This window comes from Runella salmonicolor, from assembly GCF_024158025.1.
Taxonomy (GTDB): domain Bacteria; phylum Bacteroidota; class Bacteroidia; order Cytophagales; family Spirosomataceae; genus Runella; species Runella salmonicolor.
The window spans coordinates 104,901-122,119 of sequence record NZ_JAMZEL010000007.1 but is presented as its reverse complement, the minus strand read 5'-3'; the positions used below and the strand labels follow the sequence as shown (position 1 = coordinate 122,119).

Below are 17,219 nucleotides of genomic sequence, written 5' to 3'. Positions count from 1 at the left end.
TCACTAAAAATGAAAAGCTTATGAAATCCGTAAAAAAATTGCTTGCCGATAAGCCTCAATCTTACATTTGGAGTGTTTCGCCCGGTACAACGGTGATTGAAGCGCTCTTTTTAATGGCGGAAAAAAATATTGGCGCGGTCGTTGTGCTTGACGGAGAACAATTGGTAGGAATATTTTCAGAGCGCGATTATGCCCGAAAAGGAATCGTGCAGGGACGAAAAGCAAAGAGTACCCCTATCTCCGAAGTGATGACACCCAAAGTGTTTACCGTTACTCCCGAAATGGATATTAGGGAATGTATGAAGTTGTTTAGTGAGAAAAAATTTCGCCATTTGCCAGTGATGGAAGAGGAGCGAGTGATAGGCGTATTGAGTATCGGAGACATTGTAAATTCGATCATGAAAGAACAGGTCGATCACATCCAATTTTTGGAGAGTTACATTACAAATGCGTAGATATTCCCCTAATCCTTTTCTTTTTACCCGTTAATCTTGGTCAATTATGGCTATTCTACTCGCTGCCGTATTCATTTTAGGATACGTGCTGATTGCCTTTGAGCATCCGCTGAAAATTGACAAAGCTGCCTCCGCGTTATTAACGGGGGTTTTTTGTTGGATAATCTTATTGTTTGGCTTCGAAAATATGCCCGCTTTTGAAGGGGTATCTTCCCAACCCGATGTTCATAAAGTACTCGACGAAGCGCTTTTTGAACATTTAGGCGAGATAGCTGGGATTCTGTTCTTCTTGTTGGGAGCCATGACAATTGTTGAATTGGTGGATGTTCACGAAGGGTTTCGGGCCATTACCGACCGAATTTCTACCACCAATCGGGTAAAGCTTCTGTGGGTTATTTCTTGGATTTCGTACTTCTTATCGGCAGGACTGGACAACATGACGACGGCCATCATCATGTGTGCTCTGCTGCGGCGGATTATCAAAGAAAAAGAAAATATTTGGCTGTTTGGCGGATTTGTGGTGATGGCCGCCAATGCTGGCGGTGCGTGGTCGCCCATTGGGGATGTGACGACCATTATGCTCTGGATTGGAGGACAAGTTACGACGGTTGCGATTATGCAATCGTTGTTTATCTCTTCGTTTGTGAGTCTATTGGTCCCGCTTTTAGCGGCAACGTATTTTTTGCGCGGTGGTGGGGCGTTGCCCAAAATGCCCGTAAAAGAGTCGAACGAACATACGCAAACGACCCCTTTGGAGCAAAATATAATGTTTGTATTGGGAGGGGCTGCCCTTCTATCGGTGCCAGTATTTAAGGCGGTTACGCACTATCCACCGTATATGGGTGTTTTGCTGGCCGTGGGCCTTTTGTGGTATTTTACCGAATTTTTGCACCGAGACAAAGCCCTGGAAACCAAACAGGGCTTTTCGGTGGCGGCGATGTTGCACCGGATTGACACGCCCAGTATTTTGTTTTTTTTAGGAATTTTGCTGGCCGTTGGCGCTTTAGATACATCGGGGCATTTGCGATTAATGGCGACTTTTCTTAATCAGACTTTTGGCAACATTTACATAATCAACACGTTAGTCGGACTTCTGTCAGCGATTGTCGACAACGTTCCACTAGTGGCGGCGGCAATGGGAATGTATCCATTGACTGAGTTTCCCCCTGATGCCGATTTTTGGAATTTATTGGCGTACTGCGCGGGTACGGGGGGAAGCATACTCATTATCGGTTCGGCGGCAGGGGTGGCCTCTATGAGTATTCTGAAAATTGATTTTCTTTGGTATCTCAAGCGCATTTCAGGCTATGCACTGTTGGGATATTTGGCAGGAATCGGGGTTTATTATTTGATGCACTGATTTTTTGATAAATATTTTGGGCAACGTGCAACGTTTCTTTTTTGTTTTTCATCTCTTGTAAAAAAAACACCGCGGAAAATCATAATCCGCCCTAAACATTTACAGACCATGAAAACATACAGCCTCCTTTTTGCTTTCCTTTTTGTTGCCACGCTCGTTTTTGCCCAGAAAGAAGACGAAAAACCTTATTTTACAAAAACATTCAACGCGGGTTCTGTCAAAGCACTTAACGTGCGTACTTCGGGGGGGAGTATTACCGTAACTGGCCAAAGCGGCGACGCCAAAGTGGAAATATACGTCCGGGGCAACAATTGGAATGGCAGCTCAGAATTGAACAAAGAAGAAATCACCGAGCGCCTCAAAGACTATGAGTTGACCGTAGCAATGGACGGAGAGACCCTTATTTGCAAATCAAAACGTAAAAGCGAAAACGACAAATGGGATTGGAAACAAGGCCTGAGTATTTCGTTTAAAATTACAGTTCCCGAAAAAACAACGACTGATTTGGCCACCAGCGGCGGTAGTATAAAACTGGCGAAACTGTCGGGAAATCAAAACTTTGCTACGAGTGGAGGTAGTTTACGATTAGAGCAATTGAGCGGGAATGTGAAAGGCCGTACCTCGGGCGGTAGTATTCATTTAACTAATTCCCAAGAGCAGTTAGACCTCGCCACTAGCGGCGGTAGCATCAAAGCAGAAGGCTGCAACGGCGACATCAAATTGGTAACCTCTGGTGGCAGTATTCAATTGGATGGGCTTAGTGGCAATGTCCGGGCCACCACTAGCGGCGGTAGTATCAAAGGCGGTGACATTAAAGGAGAATTGACGGCAGTGACCTCAGGTGGGTCTATTCGCTTGACTGGTGTAGCCGCCGCGCTCAAAGCCTCAACCAGCGCAGGTGGCATCAGTGCCGAAATCGTTTCTTTGGGCAAGTACCTTGACCTTTCCACTTCAGCGGGGGGGATTCATGTGCAGATGCCGATGAATAAAGGACTTGATTTGGATTTGCGCGCCAACCGGGTCAACGTTGGCACCTTAAATAATTTCAACGGTATTATGGAAAAAGACCGTGTCAATGGTAAACTCAACGGCGGCGGTACGCTGGTGACCATGCGTGCTAGTTCAGGTTCTATTTCGCTGAATGATTAGAAAAGTAATTTAGTTTATAAAGGTTTCCAACGTGAAAGCCTGATGCTTCGGTGTCGGGCTTTTTTGTGTCTATTCTGCCCTAAACTAATTTTAAGTCATTTAGATTAAAGGGCTTTTGGGCTATACTATGGCTTTCCCGCGGAGATTCTCTATTTTTATGGCACTAAATGTGTTTTGAAAGTATTATTTCACTCACTCAACATAATTTGAATCAAATCATCATGAAAGGAATTATTCTTGCCGGAGGTTCCGGTACTCGTTTGCATCCTCTGACGCTGGCTGTAAGCAAACAATTGATGCCGGTTTACGACAAGCCGATGATTTATTATCCATTGTCAATCCTGATGTTGGCGGGTATTCGCGAAATTCTTATTATTTCAACTCCGCACGATTTACCGCATTTTCAGAAATTGCTTGGCGATGGCAGCCGTATCGGGTGCGCGTTTAGCTATGCCGAACAACCCAGCCCAGATGGATTGGCGCAGGCCTTTATTATCGGGGCCGATTTTATAGGAAAAGACAAAGTAGCGCTGGTGTTGGGCGATAATATATTTTACGGAAGTGGCCTCAGTAAATTGTTACAGGCCAACAACGACCCAGACGGAGGGGTGGTGTATGCGTACCAAGTACAGGACCCAGAACGCTACGGCGTCGTTGAGTTTGATCAGGATTTTAACGTAGTGTCCATTGAAGAAAAACCTGAACATCCCAAGTCAAACTATGCCGTGCCCGGGTTATATTTTTATGATAATGAGGTTGTTGAAATTGCTAAAAATATTAAACCTAGCCCGCGTGGAGAATTAGAAATTACGGACATTAATCGCGTGTATCTTGAGCGTGGAAAATTGAAAGTAGGCGTACTCACGCGCGGAACAGCGTGGCTCGATACAGGTACGTTTGCATCCTTGATGCAGGCAGGTCAATTTGTGGAAGTGATTGAAGAACGTCAGGGACTGAAAATCGGTTGTATTGAAGAAGTAGCGTACCGGATGGGCTTTATTGATGCCGAACAATTGCGGGAAATTGCCCAACCGCTTCTGAAAAGTGGTTATGGCCGGTATTTATTAGGAATATTGAAATAAGATAGCCGACGACAGACGTTAGAAAAAGAAGCGCTTTCTCCGACGTTTGTCGTCTAAAATCTAAAAACCTAGAATAATGTTTACAGGAATTGTAGAGACGACCGCCGAAGTAGTTGAAATTATCTTTGAGGGGACAAATATCACTTTTAAGCTTCATTCTCACTTGGCCTCCGAGCTCAAAATCGACCAAAGTGTGAGCCATAACGGGGTGTGCCTGACCGTAACGAGCCTGGAGCAAGATACCTACACCGTAACGGCGGTGGACGAAACCCTCAAAAAAACCAATCTCGGTTATTGGAAAGTGGGTACAAAAGTCAACGTTGAACGTTGTATGCCCGCCAATGGCCGCTTCGACGGACATATTGTGCAGGGGCACGTCGACCAAACGGGCATCTGTACTTACGTAGAAGAGGTCGGCGGGAGCTGGTTGTATGATTTTAAATACGATGCGTCGGTGGGAAATATTACCGTCGAAAAAGGCTCAATTTGTATCAATGGCGTGAGTTTGACGGTCTTTAATTCGCAGGACGATGGTTTTCGAGTAACCATCATTCCATATACCTACGAGCATACCAATTTTCACCAGCTTCGGGCGGGCGACGTGGTCAATCTGGAATTTGATATACTAGGCAAGTATATGCAGAAGATTCTGGCGAAGAAGAATTAGTAGCGATTAAAATATTCTAAAACATTGGCATTCCCACGCATCTGCTACGAAATCTTCGTTCGCTCGTTTTGTGATTCAAACGGAGATAACATCGGTGACCTCAACGGTATCACCTCAAAACTAGACTATCTACAAGATTTGGGGGTCGAAGCGCTATGGCTTTCGCCCATTTTGCTTTCGCCCAGCTATCATAAATACGATGTCGTTGATTATTATGCCATTGACCCAGAGTATGGCACGTTAGATGATTTTAAGCGCCTGCTTTCCGAAGCCCATGCGCGGGGAATCAGGATTATTATGGATTTGGTCATTAACCATACCAGCGCCAATCACCCGTGGTTTCAGGAGTCGGTGAAGGGAAAGGATAGCCCCTATCGGTCATTTTATACTTGGAAAAGTCCCGAGGATATTGAGCGACTGGGCATTGCCACCCGCGAGGTGACACCCGATACCTGGGATCGGAATCCGTGGCATAAGTGGCGGCAAAACACCGAAAAATACTACGGACTTTTCTGGAAAGGAATGCCCGACCTTAATTGCGACCATCCGCCTGTGCGTCAGGCAATTTACGAAATAGGCCGTTATTGGCTCAACCTGGGTGTAGACGGTTTTCGTTTGGATGCCGCCCGGCACATTTATCCCGAATGGGAGGAACACAAAAACTACGATTTTTGGGTAGAATTTCGGACGGAAATGCAAAAGGCGAATCCTGATGTGTATTTGGTAGGGGAAGTATGGACCGCCGCCGAAAACATCGCCCCGTACTTCAAAGGACTGACGGCCAATTTTAACTTCGACTTGAGTTTGGCCATTCAAAAAATAGTCGCCAAAGAACGTGATACGGTGCAGTTGGTGGCCACTTTGGCGGGTACTCGGGCCGTTTTTTTTCAAACAAGCCCGCAATTTATCGACGCCATCATGCTCACCAACCATGACCAAGTGCGCATCGGAAGTGTGATGGGCGGCAATCTCAACCGCCTCAAAGTAGCGGCGAATTTACTACTGACGCTGCCCGGGCAACCTTATTTATACTATGGGGAAGAACTCGGAATGTTGGGTAAAAAGCCCGATGAGTATATCCGAGAGCCGTTTTTATGGGATTATCGCGAAAAAGACCGTCACCGAGCGCGGTGGATGCAGCCCAAATACAACAAAAGCAATACTGTCGTTCCGTTGGTGGGGCAAATCAACGACCCAAACTCATTATACAACCATTATAAACGGTTGATTCAATTACGAAAATCACAGCCTGCGTTGGCCGATATTCACGGAGACATTGAGCCGCTCCCCAATGAAGACCCGCGCTTGGTGGCTTTCATCAGAAAGTCCAATGGCCAAGCGGTTTGGGTAATTCACAATCTTTCGGCCAAAAGCGTGAAGTTCTCTGTCGCTAATCAGCCTTCCCAATTTATTTTCAGTACTCATCCCGAGACTAAGTTGTTGAAAACAGAAACACTTTCATTGGAGCCTTACAGTTGCGTGGTGTTGGGATAGAAAGGAGGTAAGTGCTTTAAAACTTGGCGAATAGCCTCATTGCTGTTAAGTTTGGCTTTTATTTCCCAAACCTATGATGCTTCGTTCTGCGTTTGCCCTTTCGTTATTGGTATTGTTCTGTTTTTTTGTAGGCTGTCAAAAAGACCCTGCCCAACATGAACCGTTGGCGCGGCAGCATTGCGGTGGATGCCATTTGTTCCCCGACCCTAATTTATTGCCCAAAACTGTTTGGGAAAAAGATGTACTACCCTATATGGCGTTGCGGTTAGGGTTGGATGAAGATTTGAAGAAAATCCGAAAACTGAACGCCAACGACCTCAAAGTAAAAGCCGCTCACCCCCTGATTTCACAGGAGGATTGGCAAAAAATAAAAGACTATTATTTGGACTTGGCTCCCAAGCGCCTGACCCCGCTCGTTTCTTCCCAAAAAGCAACATTAATTGAGAAACAGTTTGAAATTCGCCCTTTGTTTTCGCCCATCGAACAAGAAATGGCCAATGTCACCTGCGTTCGTATCGACGAAGCCAACAAAGGCGTATATGTAGCCGATGAAGTAAACCAAACGGTATGGCTGATGGATGCCGAAGGAAAGGCCGTTAAACGCTTTGGCGGTCAGCCGGCAGTTAGTGATTTGCAGTTTTTGGATGCTTCCCATCAAAATCTTTTGGTGACCTATATTGGCGAAACCGTCAAGGTTACCTACAACGCCAACGGCTACGCGCAAACGGTCAACATGGGCCAAAAAAGTGCGAATAACGCCTCGTTGTTGCTCACCAAGTTGCTCCGTCCCACGCAAACCCTTCAGCATGATATGGACAACGACGGCCAGCCCGAACTGATTACCTGTGAGTTTGGGGTCATAGAAGGAAAATTCTCTGTTTGGAAGAGAAATGTGGCGGGTACTTATGAGGCCAACGTGCTAAGTGCTACCCCAGGAGCGCTGCGTACGGTGGTCGTGGATTGGAACAAAGATGGTATGTCAGATTTAATGACGCTGTTTGCCCAAGGTGACGAGCGTATTGTGCTGTACCTCAACAAAGGCAACCTGAAGTTTGAAGAAAAAACACTGCTGCGCTTCCCGCCGGTGTTTGGTTCTAGCTATTTTGATGTGGTCGATATGAATAAAGACGGTCGGTTGGATATTCTCTATACCTGCGGTGATAATGCCGATCTTTCGGTCATTTTTAAACCCTATCATGGGTTGTATATCTTTGAAAATCAGGGTAAAGAGGAATTTAGGCAAAGCTATTTTTATCCCATCGACGGTGCCTACAAAGTGGCTCCCGCGGATGTAGATGCCGACGGAGATTTGGACTTAGTCAGCATTGCATTTTACGATGATATAGATACCAATCCCCAAACCAACGTTCTATATTTTGAAAATCAGAAAGGAAAATTCAAGCCGTGGTCTATCCCGATTGGCCGTATGGGCCGCTGGCTTACCTTAGATACTGGCGACATCGACGGCGATGGAGATATTGATTTCGCCTTGGGCAGTCACCCGCTGGGTCTCACACCCGGACGGATGCGTGGTACATGGGCCCGCAACGGACTGATGGGCGCTTATTTGTTGAATTTGAGGAAATAAAGCGTTCCTGCTTATAAATCAATTTTGGTGCTTCCGATTACGTTGCCGAACTTTGTGGCGTAAAAAATAGTAGTAAGTAGTGGGTATAAAGTGTTGAGTATCATTATTTCACTCAATTCCCATTACTCAGTACCCAATACTTAGGAGAAATGAAAACCAAAGGAACCAAGAAAAATAAAGTCAACATCGTGACGCTGGGTTGCAGTAAAAATCTGGTCGACAGCGAGAATATCTTCACCCAACTCAAAGGCAACGGCTACAACGTTTCGCACGAATCTAAAAAAGACGACGCCAGCATTGTGATCGTAAATACGTGCGGATTTATCGACAACGCCAAGCAGGAATCCATCGATACCATTTTACGCTATGCCGATGCCAAGGATGCTGGCTTGGTAGACAAAGTGTACGTAACTGGCTGTTTGTCACACCGCTATAAAGATGAATTGGCGGTTGAAATCCCAACCGTCGACGCTTGGTTTGGCACCAACGAACTGCCTCGTTTGCTCAAAACCCTTAAAGCAGATTACAAACAGGAACTCGTCGGCGAACGTTTATTGACTACGCCTGCTCATTACGCGTATCTTAAAATTGCGGAGGGCTGCGACCGTCCCTGTAGCTTTTGCGCGATTCCGCTCATGCGTGGCGGGCACGTTTCGCGGACGATTGATGATTTGGTGATTGAGGCAAAATCATTGGCGCGTCGCGGCACGAAAGAACTGATTTTGATTGCCCAAGATTTGACCTATTACGGGTTAGATATTTATAAAAAACGTAATCTGTCTGAATTATTAAATCACCTTTCCGACGTGGAAGGCATTGAATGGATTCGTTTGCAATATGCCTACCCGTCGGGTTTTCCGATGGATATTTTGGACGTAATGCGTGAGCGTTCCAATATTTGTAAATACTTAGATATGCCGCTTCAAAGTGGCAGTACGGATTTATTGAAGTTGATGCGTCGCGGTATCACGCGCGAAAAAACGGAGGATTTGATCAAAACTATTCGTGATAAAGTACCAAATATTGCTTTGCGTACCACACTGATTGCGGGTCACCCGGGAGAGACTGAAGAAATCTTTGAAGAGACATTGGAGTTTGTAGAGCGCACGCGTTTTGATCGCTTGGGCGTATTTACGTACTCTCACGAAGAGCAAACTTTCTCGCACACCATGCCCGACGATATTCCTGCCGAAGTAAAACAACAACGCGCCGACGACATCATGGCCGTGCAACAGGATATTTCGTGGTCGTTGAATCAAGCCAAAATCGGCAACACTTATAAAGTGCTTTTTGACCGGAAAGAGGGTGGGTATTTTATTGGAAGAACGGAATTTGACTCCCCAGAAGTTGATAATGAAGTGTTATTGCCCGCAAGTCAGTTTGTGCGTCAGGGTGACTTTGCCAACGTAAAAATTACCAATGCCGAGGAGTTTGATTTGTACGGGGAGTTGGTGTAAAAAGTTTTAACCGCAAAGGTCGCAAAGAATTGCACAAAGGGCCTCAAAGAAACAATCTTTGAGGCCCTTTGTGTAAAAACTTAGTGTTCTTAGTGGTTAAAACTACTTTTTCGATTTCGCCAATTTCAATGCTTCGGTTGTGGTATAATATTTGGCAATCATATTAGGAACTTCCCACGCAGGGAGTTTACCTGCTTTCAAAAACTCCATGTATTTTTTGGCTACCTGCGAAAAGTGCGCTTCGTGGCCAATGTCATATTTCTTGGGTACAATCACTTCCCAGCCTTTGGCATTTTTCTTCAATTCAATGCCCGGATAGGCAGCCTGTGCTTTTTTGAAGGCTTCGGCAACGGCTTTTTCGTAGGCAGGCGTGGCATTTACTGGCTCAATGTACAACACTGGTTTAAAGTTTTGCTCTTTGCCCTGACGAATAATCAGATTGGCCTTGCTGCCTTTCATGATTGAATAATGCGTGTCGCCTGTTCCCTGCGGTGCCTGAAAATTCCAGATTACCGATGCACGAGCGTGAACTCCTTTCAAAGTGTAGTCAATCTGCCCATTGGCGTATACTTCCAGATTCTTTCCTTTCACATCTTTTTTTAGATACTCAGGATAGGTATCGCTTTTGGTTACCAGTTTAAATTGTTCGCGAGTCAGCGTTGTGGCGTTGTGCGTAGCTGATAAAAGCTTTATATCTTTTTGATAATTAATAACTTGGTTGGGGAAACAACTCCATTGAATCAAATCCACTAAGTGCGTAGTCACGTCTACGATGCCTTCGCCCTGTTGATTGACATCAAAAAACCAACTTGGACGAATGAGCGGCTCACCCGAAACGTATTTGAAAAAGTGGTGAACACTTTCTTTGGTCACGGCGGGGTCTTGGGGCGTACCTTTTTGTAGGGTTCCAAACAACTCTGGTAACAACGCCAATTCACGTTGGAGCGCGTTGGAGATTTCGTAGCGCTCAGTCATGATGTCGTAGAGTAGCACGTTCTTCTTTTTCGCCTGCGCAAACGCATCTTTCAGCAACGAGAATCCAGCGGCATCAATGGCCATGGGCTTATCTGCCAATACGTTCAGACCAGCATCCACTGATTTTTTGATGTAATCAGTCTTTTTCTGGTTATTTCCCGCCAATACAACCAAATTACCTGCTTTTTCTGAAAGCATTTTTTGGAAAAAGTCGGGTCCCGTATAGACTTTTTCGTCCCATTGAGTCGGGTCTTCGGGGCGAGAATTATATTTTTTGATTTTGTCAAGATAAGAGTCTACATCTGGGCCTTTGGATGCATACACATGTACGACAGGGTTTACATTGTCGTAACGGGTATTTTGTACCAATGCCGCATGGAAATGCCCAGGCTCCAATACAATCAAACTGACTGATTTGTTCTTCTCTTGGCCCATGGCGGGGAGGGTTAAACTGCCGGCCGCCAGCAGACAGCCTAAAACGCGTGCTTTCATAAATGACGTAATTGTGGGTATGTTTTTGATAAATAAGCACCCGTTAGGTTTTATTTACTTGCAAATGACGCTTCTTTCGTCCATTGGCGGGCGCTGTCTTGATCAATAAACAACGTCGCGTTGGGGTGTTTTCGCAGAATAGTGGATGGATAAATTTCGCTGATTTCATCCACCAACGTGTGGTAAATTGCCTCTGCTTTGTGTGCCGCAGGAACCATACAAAACACCGTCGGTGCTTTGACCAATGCCGGAATGGTGAGCGTGAGGGCGTATTCAGGAACGAGTTCTAACGAGGCAAAACAACCGTCATGTACCTGTTGATGGCGGCTTGTTAAGTCCAAATCCACTTTTTTAACCAAAACAGGGTCATTAAAAAACGCAATATGCGGGTCGTTGAAGGCAATGTGGCAATTTTCGCCAATGCCCATGCAGACAATGTCGGTTGGGTATTCATTCAGCAAAGCTTCGTAGCGAATGCATTCAGCGTCCGGGTCGTTGACGTTGCCATTGATATAAAACACGGCTCGAAGCGGTACTTTATCGAAGAAACGGTCTTTCAAAAAATTGCCAAACCGTTGTGGGGCGTCGTCCGACAAGCCGATGTATTCATCCATATGGAAGGCATTGACGCGTTGCCAGTCAATCTCTGGCTGTTGGGCCAAAGCATCCAAAAATTCATTCTGCGATGGTGCTGCGGCGAAGATGATGTTGACAACGTCTTGGCTTTGCAGCAAATCTCTGATTTTAGCTGCAGCCATTTCAGCCGCGTTTTGGCCTAATTCCTGACGGGTTTTGAATAATTTTACTTCTAAGTTGTCTATTGTTGTTTCGTGTAGATGAGCCATACTGTTATTTTTTTATAACCACGGGGTTTCACGAAGGTTGGCACAGAGTTGCACAGGGTTTTTATACTTTGTGTCACTCTGTGAAACTCCGTGGTTAACTTTTATCATAAACTATTCTTCCTTCAACCATTGTCAAAGAAACATTAATATCCTTATCAAAAATGACAATATCAGCATCTTTGCCTTTGACGAGAGAGCCTTTGCGGTGGTCGACGCCCATGATGCGGGCGGGGGTGGTGCTTGCCATGCGCACAGCTTCCAAAAGTGATACGTCGGCCATATTGATCATGTTTCGCACCAATCGGTCGAAGGTGGCTACGCTGCCGGCAAAGGAGGTGCGGTCGGGCATTTTGGCTACGCCATCTTCGATGATGACTTTGAGGCCGTTTTTCAACGAACCCAACGTGCTTTCGCCTTCGGCCATTCCAGCTCCGCGCATGGCGTCGGTGATGAGGGCGGTGCGGTCGGCACCTTTGATTTTATAAATGAGTTTGAGCAGCGGCGCGGGTAAATGAATGCCGTCACCGATGATTTCAACGTCTAAATCCAACAAAAACGCACTTTCAATCACGCCGGCATACCGAAACGCATTTTTGCGCGTTACCCCAGACATGGCTGAATACAAGTGTGTTACGAGCGAATAGCCGTTTTCATACGCTGACAACACATCATCGTAAAACGCGTCGGTGTGAGCGATGGCCGCTAAGATGCCTTTTTGACGCAATCGCTGTCCGAACGCAATCGCGCCTTCCAATTCGGGAGCAGCACTCCACCGCACAATGGACGACGAATGACTGAGAATTTCTTCGTATTCGGCAGGGTCAGGATTGCGGATATAGCGCGGGTCTTGCGCTCCTCGTTGACTCAGGGCAAAATAAGGGCCTTCCAAGTGGATTCCGAGAAAATTTGCGCCTTTTGTGTTTTGACGATTTGCATTTTCGTAAACATCTAAGGTTTGCAGTAAATCTTCTTTCTCGGCCGTGAGTGTGGTCGGAACCAAAGAAGTGGTGCCGTATTGCGCATGGAGTTCGGCGATTTTCAGAAAAGCCTCTTCCGTTCCGTCCATGAAGTCAAAACCGCCACCGCCGTGTACGTGGATGTCAATAAAGCCTGGCGCTATATATTGGCCTTTTGCATCAATTTCGATAGCATCTGGCACTTCTACATTTGCTTCATGGATGCCTATAATCTGGCCATTTTCTATGACTATGGTTCCGTTTTTGATGGCGCGGAAGGGTGTAAGAATGGTGCCGTTGGTGAGTTTTTGTCGCATTACAATCCCCAGCGTTTTACTTTGTGACCATACGAAGCGTAATAAACCAAATACAAATAGCAGGGTAACAAGACCCAATAAGCGGTGCGAACATCGTACAAATCAGCAACATAGCCGTAGAGTAACGGCATGAGGGCATTTCCGCAAAGACCCATAATCAGAATAGAAGCCCCGAGTTTGGTATAACGCCCCAATCCATCTAATGCCAACGGCCAAATCCCAGCCCAAACCAATGAATTGGCTAAACCCAATAACACCACAAACCAAATGGAAAGGTCGGCGGTTTGTCCGAGGAAATTAACGGAGCCTTTGGCAAAAATGATGAGCAGGGTAAAAGCTGTCCCCAACAGCGTACAAAACCGTAAGGCATTCACTTGGCTCACAAATTTTGGAATCGTAATGATGCCGATGATGTAACCGCAAATGGTGCAAGCCAAGGTATAGGAAGGAAATGTTTTGGCTTTCAATAAATCAATTCCCATGGAGTTGGCGTAGCCGATGATGGTATCAATCGCAATCACTTGCGTGCCTACGTGCAGAAAGATAGCAACTGCCCCCAAAATCAAATGCGGGAATTGAAAAATACTCGTTTTTCCTGCATTGGCCGTAGCTACTTCGGGACTTTCGTGTTCGGTGTTGATTTCAGGCAACGGCGAACGGTAAACCAGATAACCCAATACAAACAGAAATACCCCCAGTACGGTATAAGGTGTAATCACCCTCCGTACCAATTCATCCAAAGCGGCACTGCGTTGCAGGTCGTTCATGGTGCTGAGTTGGGCGAATAAATCAGTATCCGTCGGGCGCAAAATGACGGCGGCAAAGACCAAAGGAGACAAAATCCCCGCGGCTTTGTTGCAAATCCCCATGATACTGATGCGTTGCGCCCCGCGCTCTTTCGGCCCCAAAATCGTGATGTAAGGATTAGCAGCGGTCTGAAGGATGGACAACCCAATGCCAATCGTAAACAATCCCATCAGAAAAATGCCGTAAGTGCGGGTCATGGCGGCGGGCACGAAAATGAACGCGCCCAATGCCATGAACCAAAAACCAATCATCATTCCTTTTTTGAATCCCTGCGTTTTGAGCAAATAAGATGCAGGTACCGACATGATGAAATAGGCAATGTAAAAGGCAAATGCCACCAGATAGGCCTGAAAACTGGTGAGCTCGCAGGCAATTTTGAAATAGGGAATCAGAATAGCGTTGACCCATGAGATGAAGCCAAACATAAAAAACATGACTCCCACTAAAAAAATAGAAATATTGGTTTCCCGTTTGGTAAGGCTACTTACGTCAACGGCGGTGGTATTGGCTTTCATATTATTGTTGATGGCGAGAGTAGCCGGAATAATAGTACGGTGGTAGATTCAACGTCGGCGAGGACTGGGCCGCAACGGCGTACCGTGTCCCCGTTCAAAACCTCGCCGACGTTCGTTCGATGTTGAAAAAACTACAAAGTTGGCTCCCAGCCTTTTTCGTACTCGCGTTTCCAGAGTTTTTTGGCCGCTTTGTTATTTTTGATGTGCCCGTTGGTAGGGTCAATCTCCAAAATGCTATTGGAGCGCAAGGCGATATTTCCTAATTGACAAAGCAGCGTACTTTGATGTCCGCCGACGATTCCTGAGGCCAACGGCGTTCCTTCTTTGATGGCCGATACAAAGTTTTGGAAGTGGAAGGCATCCAAGGCTTGTGAAGGGTCCATTTTATTACGAGGGTCAATCACCAAATCATTTTTTACATCTTTGACAATCTTATTGTCCAAATCGTAAATCTTATAAGCATTGCCGCCGCCGTACTCCAATGTGCCTTTTTCTCCGTAAAAAGAAACACCCACGCTACTGCCTTCGATATTGCGGCTGTTGCAACTGCGGCCTTCCCACGTCATAAATTTGTCTTTGCCAAACTCTAAGTTAATCACTTGAGTATCGGGAGCTTCCCAGTCGTCTTGGTAGCGATAGCGCCCACCCGAGGAGGAGACTTTGGTAGGAAATTCCACGCCCAATCCCCAACGCATGAGGTCGAGCATGTGGGTGCCGTTGTTGAGGGCTTCGCCCGTACCCCAATGCCAAAACCAGTGCCAATTGTAGTGAATAACGTTGTCTTTATAGGCGCGGCGCGGCGCAGGCCCTTGCCACAAGTCGTAATTAAGCCACGACGGAACGGCCTGTTCTTTCCCAATGCCGATGGAAGCGCGGTTGTTGGTGTACCAACCTTTGGCAAAATATGGCCGACCGATAACACCATCCTGAATATCCTTCAGGGCTTGTTTTACATTCGGCCACGACCGACGCTGATTGCCCATTTGAATCACATTTTTGTACTTGGCCGCCACCGCCACAAGCAGTTCTCCTTCATACGGATTATGACTGCATGGTTTTTCCAAATAAACGTGTTTGCCTGCTTTCGACGCTAAAATAGCCGCCGGTGCGTGCCAATGGTCGGGTGCGGCGATGATGAGCGCATCTACGCCTTTATCTTCTAGTGCATTACGAAAGTCGGGGACGTCTTTGGGCTTGGAGTTTTGAATTTTTTCAACGGCTTTGATACACTTTTCAGCCGCCCGTGAATCTACGTCTGAAATCGAAACGACTTCACAGTTGGGTTGCAAGGCAAAATTACTCGCCAGTGCATACCCGCGACTATTGACGCCCATCACGCCGAGTCGGACTTTTTCGTTAGCGCCCAAAATACGACCGTAACTTTTGGCACTAAAGCCCGGTAAGATACCACCGACGGTCAATAGAGCGGTTCCTGTCAGTGTTTTTTTGATAAAATTGCGCCGAGATTCGCTGTTTGTAGAAGTTTCTGGAGTGTTCATGAAAGGTGTTTTGTATAAAAAAATAAATGGGTCTGTTGAGGAGCCAATTTACTACACTATTTGAAGATAAGTAGGCTACCGAAACAGTTCTTTTTGGAGAAGACTTTTTTGATTTTTACCTACTCATAATGCTGCAATGTTATGCAATTCAATTTTAGGTGTGTGATGCTGGGTTCTCAAACCCAGCATTTGGCGTAAGCTACTGTCTCGGGCACCTCTATAAATAGTATTCTTTCGTTTAAAGAGCAATTTTGACTAAATCCTGAACTTCGCGCCCGTTATGGTCAAATCGGGCCAAAGTATAAACCGCACCGTCGGCTCCAATAGCGATTGAATTTACGTAGGTTGGACGGCTGCCGTCAGCGTAAAAAACAGGACCGTGGTCTTTGTAGGTTTGGGTCGGAATATGGAACGTGATTAAATGCAGATTTTCCAATCCTTTGGCCGCGCCTTTGGCAATTTGGTCGGCTCCTTTTAAGCGCTTGCCGTCGATGTATATCGGGCCACCCGTTAGGTAATGAATCGTTTCGCCATCAGGGCCAGGCTGAAAGCCCAAGTAGCCGTAACTAAACTGGTCGAACATGCCACTTTTGCGCGAAGGCTCCGACGTAAGCCGTTCTACGATTTCAATTTTAGGGTTTTTGGGGTCAAAACGAAACAAATAGCCCGAATTTCCATGAATGCCATAAGCGACTTGCTCAGGCGCGTACCAGAAAATCTTGCGCCAGTTGTAGCCCATGCTACCGGGGTGTTTGGGGTCGTATTTTCCGAAATAGTCAATCCGTAAATCAATCCCTTCTACTTTTTGTAAGCCTTCTTTATCAGGATGATACGTAAAAATATCGCCTTCGGAAGTAGAAAAATAAACCGCTCCGTTGCGTGGGTCAACCACCATCGAACGGCACAATACGCGGTAATCTTCACCCGGAATTCCGGCTTCGCCTTTGGCCGAAACCAAACCGACGTTTTTGAGGGTTTTAGCAGAAATATCGTAATGAATAAAATAACCCAACGGCCACGTAATGCCGTATAAATGACCTCGTTCGCGGTCAATGGTCATGGTCAATATGCCTTCGCCTTCGGGCGCGATGGCGAGGTCTTCAAACTCTCCAGTTGCTAAATCGTACGATAAAAAATGCCCGCCGGGGTAGAGGTTTTTGCCATTGGGAGTGGTAGTTGGCAGACGTTCCATGCCTTCAATCATTTCATATACGCCGATGTGCGTGGCAAAGTACAGCTTGCCATTATTTTCGTAAAAACGAACGTGGCTTTTGCCCTGTGGGATGGCGTTGGCGCTTTTTTCACCGCAGATTTCGGTCAGGTCGGCTATAAATTGCGTTTGGTCGGTGGCAGGGTCGTAAGCGTACATTTGCCCGCCGACTTCATAAGATTCCGAACAAAGTACGTAGTATATTTTGCCGTTGCTTGCGGCTGTAATGGCATTGTAGGTGTCGTGCGCTAATTCGAAGCCAGAGAAATAAGCTTTGGCGGTTAGTGAAGAATTCATGTTTTATAGATTTTTTTGAAACGCAAAGAACTCAAAGGAGAGTGCAGAGGGCAC

14 protein-coding genes are annotated in these 17,219 nt (G+C 46.2%); 8 read left to right on the top strand and 6 right to left on the bottom strand.

Translation table 11 applies throughout. The annotated features are described in order from the left end of the window. Positions 1–20: 20 nt before the first annotated feature. The 8 genes from NCI00_RS17230 (at position 21) to rimO (ending at position 9,252) form a co-directional block, all read left to right on the top strand. Positions 21–455: a CBS domain-containing protein gene (locus tag NCI00_RS17230; RefSeq protein ID WP_253529553.1), complete on the top strand. Its 435-nt coding sequence runs from the start codon at positions 21–23 to the stop codon at positions 453–455. Positions 456–501: 46 nt separating this feature from the next. After that, positions 502–1,815 (top strand): sodium:proton antiporter NhaD, encoded by a 1,314-nt coding sequence (gene nhaD, locus NCI00_RS17225; RefSeq protein WP_253529551.1) that lies wholly within the window; start codon positions 502–504, stop codon positions 1,813–1,815. A 108-nt stretch (positions 1,816–1,923) separates the two neighbouring features. Continuing rightward, the gene (locus tag NCI00_RS17220; protein ID WP_253529549.1) at positions 1,924–2,964 is read left to right on the top strand and encodes a DUF4097 family beta strand repeat-containing protein; all 1,041 of its coding nucleotides are present in this window, start codon (positions 1,924–1,926) and stop codon (positions 2,962–2,964) included. Between the two features lie 221 nt (positions 2,965–3,185). Beyond that, positions 3,186–4,046, top strand: coding sequence for a glucose-1-phosphate thymidylyltransferase RfbA (gene rfbA / locus NCI00_RS17215; protein ID WP_253529548.1), 861 nt, complete (start codon positions 3,186–3,188; stop codon positions 4,044–4,046). A gap of 76 nt (positions 4,047–4,122) precedes the next feature. After that, a complete protein-coding gene (locus tag NCI00_RS17210; RefSeq protein WP_166558344.1) occupies positions 4,123–4,713 on the top strand; it encodes a riboflavin synthase in 591 nt (196 codons plus the stop codon). 24 nt (positions 4,714–4,737) lie between these two features. Further along, a complete protein-coding gene (locus NCI00_RS17205; RefSeq protein ID WP_253529547.1) occupies positions 4,738–6,207 on the top strand; it encodes an alpha-amylase family glycosyl hydrolase in 1,470 nt (489 codons plus the stop codon). 73 nt (positions 6,208–6,280) lie between these two features. Beyond that, positions 6,281–7,795: an FG-GAP repeat domain-containing protein gene (locus NCI00_RS17200; RefSeq protein ID WP_253529546.1), complete on the top strand. Its 1,515-nt coding sequence runs from the start codon at positions 6,281–6,283 to the stop codon at positions 7,793–7,795. Positions 7,796–7,944: 149 nt separating this feature from the next. Then, positions 7,945–9,252 carry a 30S ribosomal protein S12 methylthiotransferase RimO gene (gene rimO / locus NCI00_RS17195; protein ID WP_253529544.1) on the top strand — a complete coding sequence of 436 codons (1,308 nt, stop codon included), beginning with the start codon at positions 7,945–7,947 and terminating at the stop codon, positions 9,250–9,252. Positions 9,253–9,354: 102 nt separating this feature from the next. Here rimO and NCI00_RS17190 read toward each other — a convergent pair whose 3' ends face one another. The 6 genes from NCI00_RS17190 to NCI00_RS17165 all read right to left on the bottom strand — a co-directional run bounded on the left by NCI00_RS17190 (position 9,355) and on the right by NCI00_RS17165 (position 17,165). Next, positions 9,355–10,719, bottom strand: coding sequence for a putative oxidoreductase C-terminal domain-containing protein (locus tag NCI00_RS17190; RefSeq protein WP_253529542.1), 1,365 nt, complete (start codon positions 10,717–10,719; stop codon positions 9,355–9,357). Between the two features lie 50 nt (positions 10,720–10,769). Continuing rightward, positions 10,770–11,564, bottom strand: coding sequence for a glucosamine-6-phosphate deaminase (locus NCI00_RS17185; protein WP_253529540.1), 795 nt, complete (start codon positions 11,562–11,564; stop codon positions 10,770–10,772). A 94-nt stretch (positions 11,565–11,658) separates the two neighbouring features. Next, positions 11,659–12,837 (bottom strand): N-acetylglucosamine-6-phosphate deacetylase, encoded by a 1,179-nt coding sequence (gene nagA, locus NCI00_RS17180; RefSeq protein ID WP_253529539.1) that lies wholly within the window; start codon positions 12,835–12,837, stop codon positions 11,659–11,661. After that, a complete protein-coding gene (locus tag NCI00_RS17175) occupies positions 12,837–14,159 on the bottom strand; it encodes a sugar MFS transporter (RefSeq protein ID WP_253529536.1) in 1,323 nt (440 codons plus the stop codon). Before NCI00_RS17175 ends, nagA begins: the two co-directional genes overlap by 1 nt. A gap of 131 nt (positions 14,160–14,290) precedes the next feature. Next, complete coding sequence (locus tag NCI00_RS17170) at positions 14,291–15,658, bottom strand: Gfo/Idh/MocA family protein (protein ID WP_166558352.1); 1,368 nt, start codon at positions 15,656–15,658, stop codon at positions 14,291–14,293. Positions 15,659–15,896: 238 nt separating this feature from the next. Next, positions 15,897–17,165 carry a Kelch repeat-containing protein gene (locus tag NCI00_RS17165; RefSeq protein WP_253529534.1) on the bottom strand — a complete coding sequence of 423 codons (1,269 nt, stop codon included), beginning with the start codon at positions 17,163–17,165 and terminating at the stop codon, positions 15,897–15,899. Between the last annotated feature and the right edge of the window lie 54 nt (positions 17,166–17,219).

What these genes read in the sequence shown, in the direction of transcription:
- NCI00_RS17165 (WP_253529534.1), bottom strand. Translation starts at nt 17,165, where the DNA reads ATGAATTCTTCACTAACCGCCAAAGCTTATTTCTCTGGCTTCGAATTA.
- NCI00_RS17190 (WP_253529542.1), bottom strand. Translation starts at nt 10,719, where the DNA reads ATGAAAGCACGCGTTTTAGGCTGTCTGCTGGCGGCCGGCAGTTTAACC.
- nhaD (WP_253529551.1), top strand. Translation starts at nt 502, where the DNA reads ATGGCTATTCTACTCGCTGCCGTATTCATTTTAGGATACGTGCTGATT.
- NCI00_RS17220 (WP_253529549.1), top strand. Translation starts at nt 1,924, where the DNA reads ATGAAAACATACAGCCTCCTTTTTGCTTTCCTTTTTGTTGCCACGCTC.
- rimO (WP_253529544.1), top strand. Translation starts at nt 7,945, where the DNA reads ATGAAAACCAAAGGAACCAAGAAAAATAAAGTCAACATCGTGACGCTG.
- NCI00_RS17170 (WP_166558352.1), bottom strand. Translation starts at nt 15,658, where the DNA reads ATGAACACTCCAGAAACTTCTACAAACAGCGAATCTCGGCGCAATTTT.
- NCI00_RS17200 (WP_253529546.1), top strand. Translation starts at nt 6,281, where the DNA reads ATGATGCTTCGTTCTGCGTTTGCCCTTTCGTTATTGGTATTGTTCTGT.
- NCI00_RS17185 (WP_253529540.1), bottom strand. Translation starts at nt 11,564, where the DNA reads ATGGCTCATCTACACGAAACAACAATAGACAACTTAGAAGTAAAATTA.
- rfbA (WP_253529548.1), top strand. Translation starts at nt 3,186, where the DNA reads ATGAAAGGAATTATTCTTGCCGGAGGTTCCGGTACTCGTTTGCATCCT.
- nagA (WP_253529539.1), bottom strand. Translation starts at nt 12,837, where the DNA reads ATGCGACAAAAACTCACCAACGGCACCATTCTTACACCCTTCCGCGCC.
- NCI00_RS17230 (WP_253529553.1), top strand. Translation starts at nt 21, where the DNA reads ATGAAATCCGTAAAAAAATTGCTTGCCGATAAGCCTCAATCTTACATT.
- NCI00_RS17210 (WP_166558344.1), top strand. Translation starts at nt 4,123, where the DNA reads ATGTTTACAGGAATTGTAGAGACGACCGCCGAAGTAGTTGAAATTATC.
- NCI00_RS17175 (WP_253529536.1), bottom strand. Translation starts at nt 14,159, where the DNA reads ATGAAAGCCAATACCACCGCCGTTGACGTAAGTAGCCTTACCAAACGG.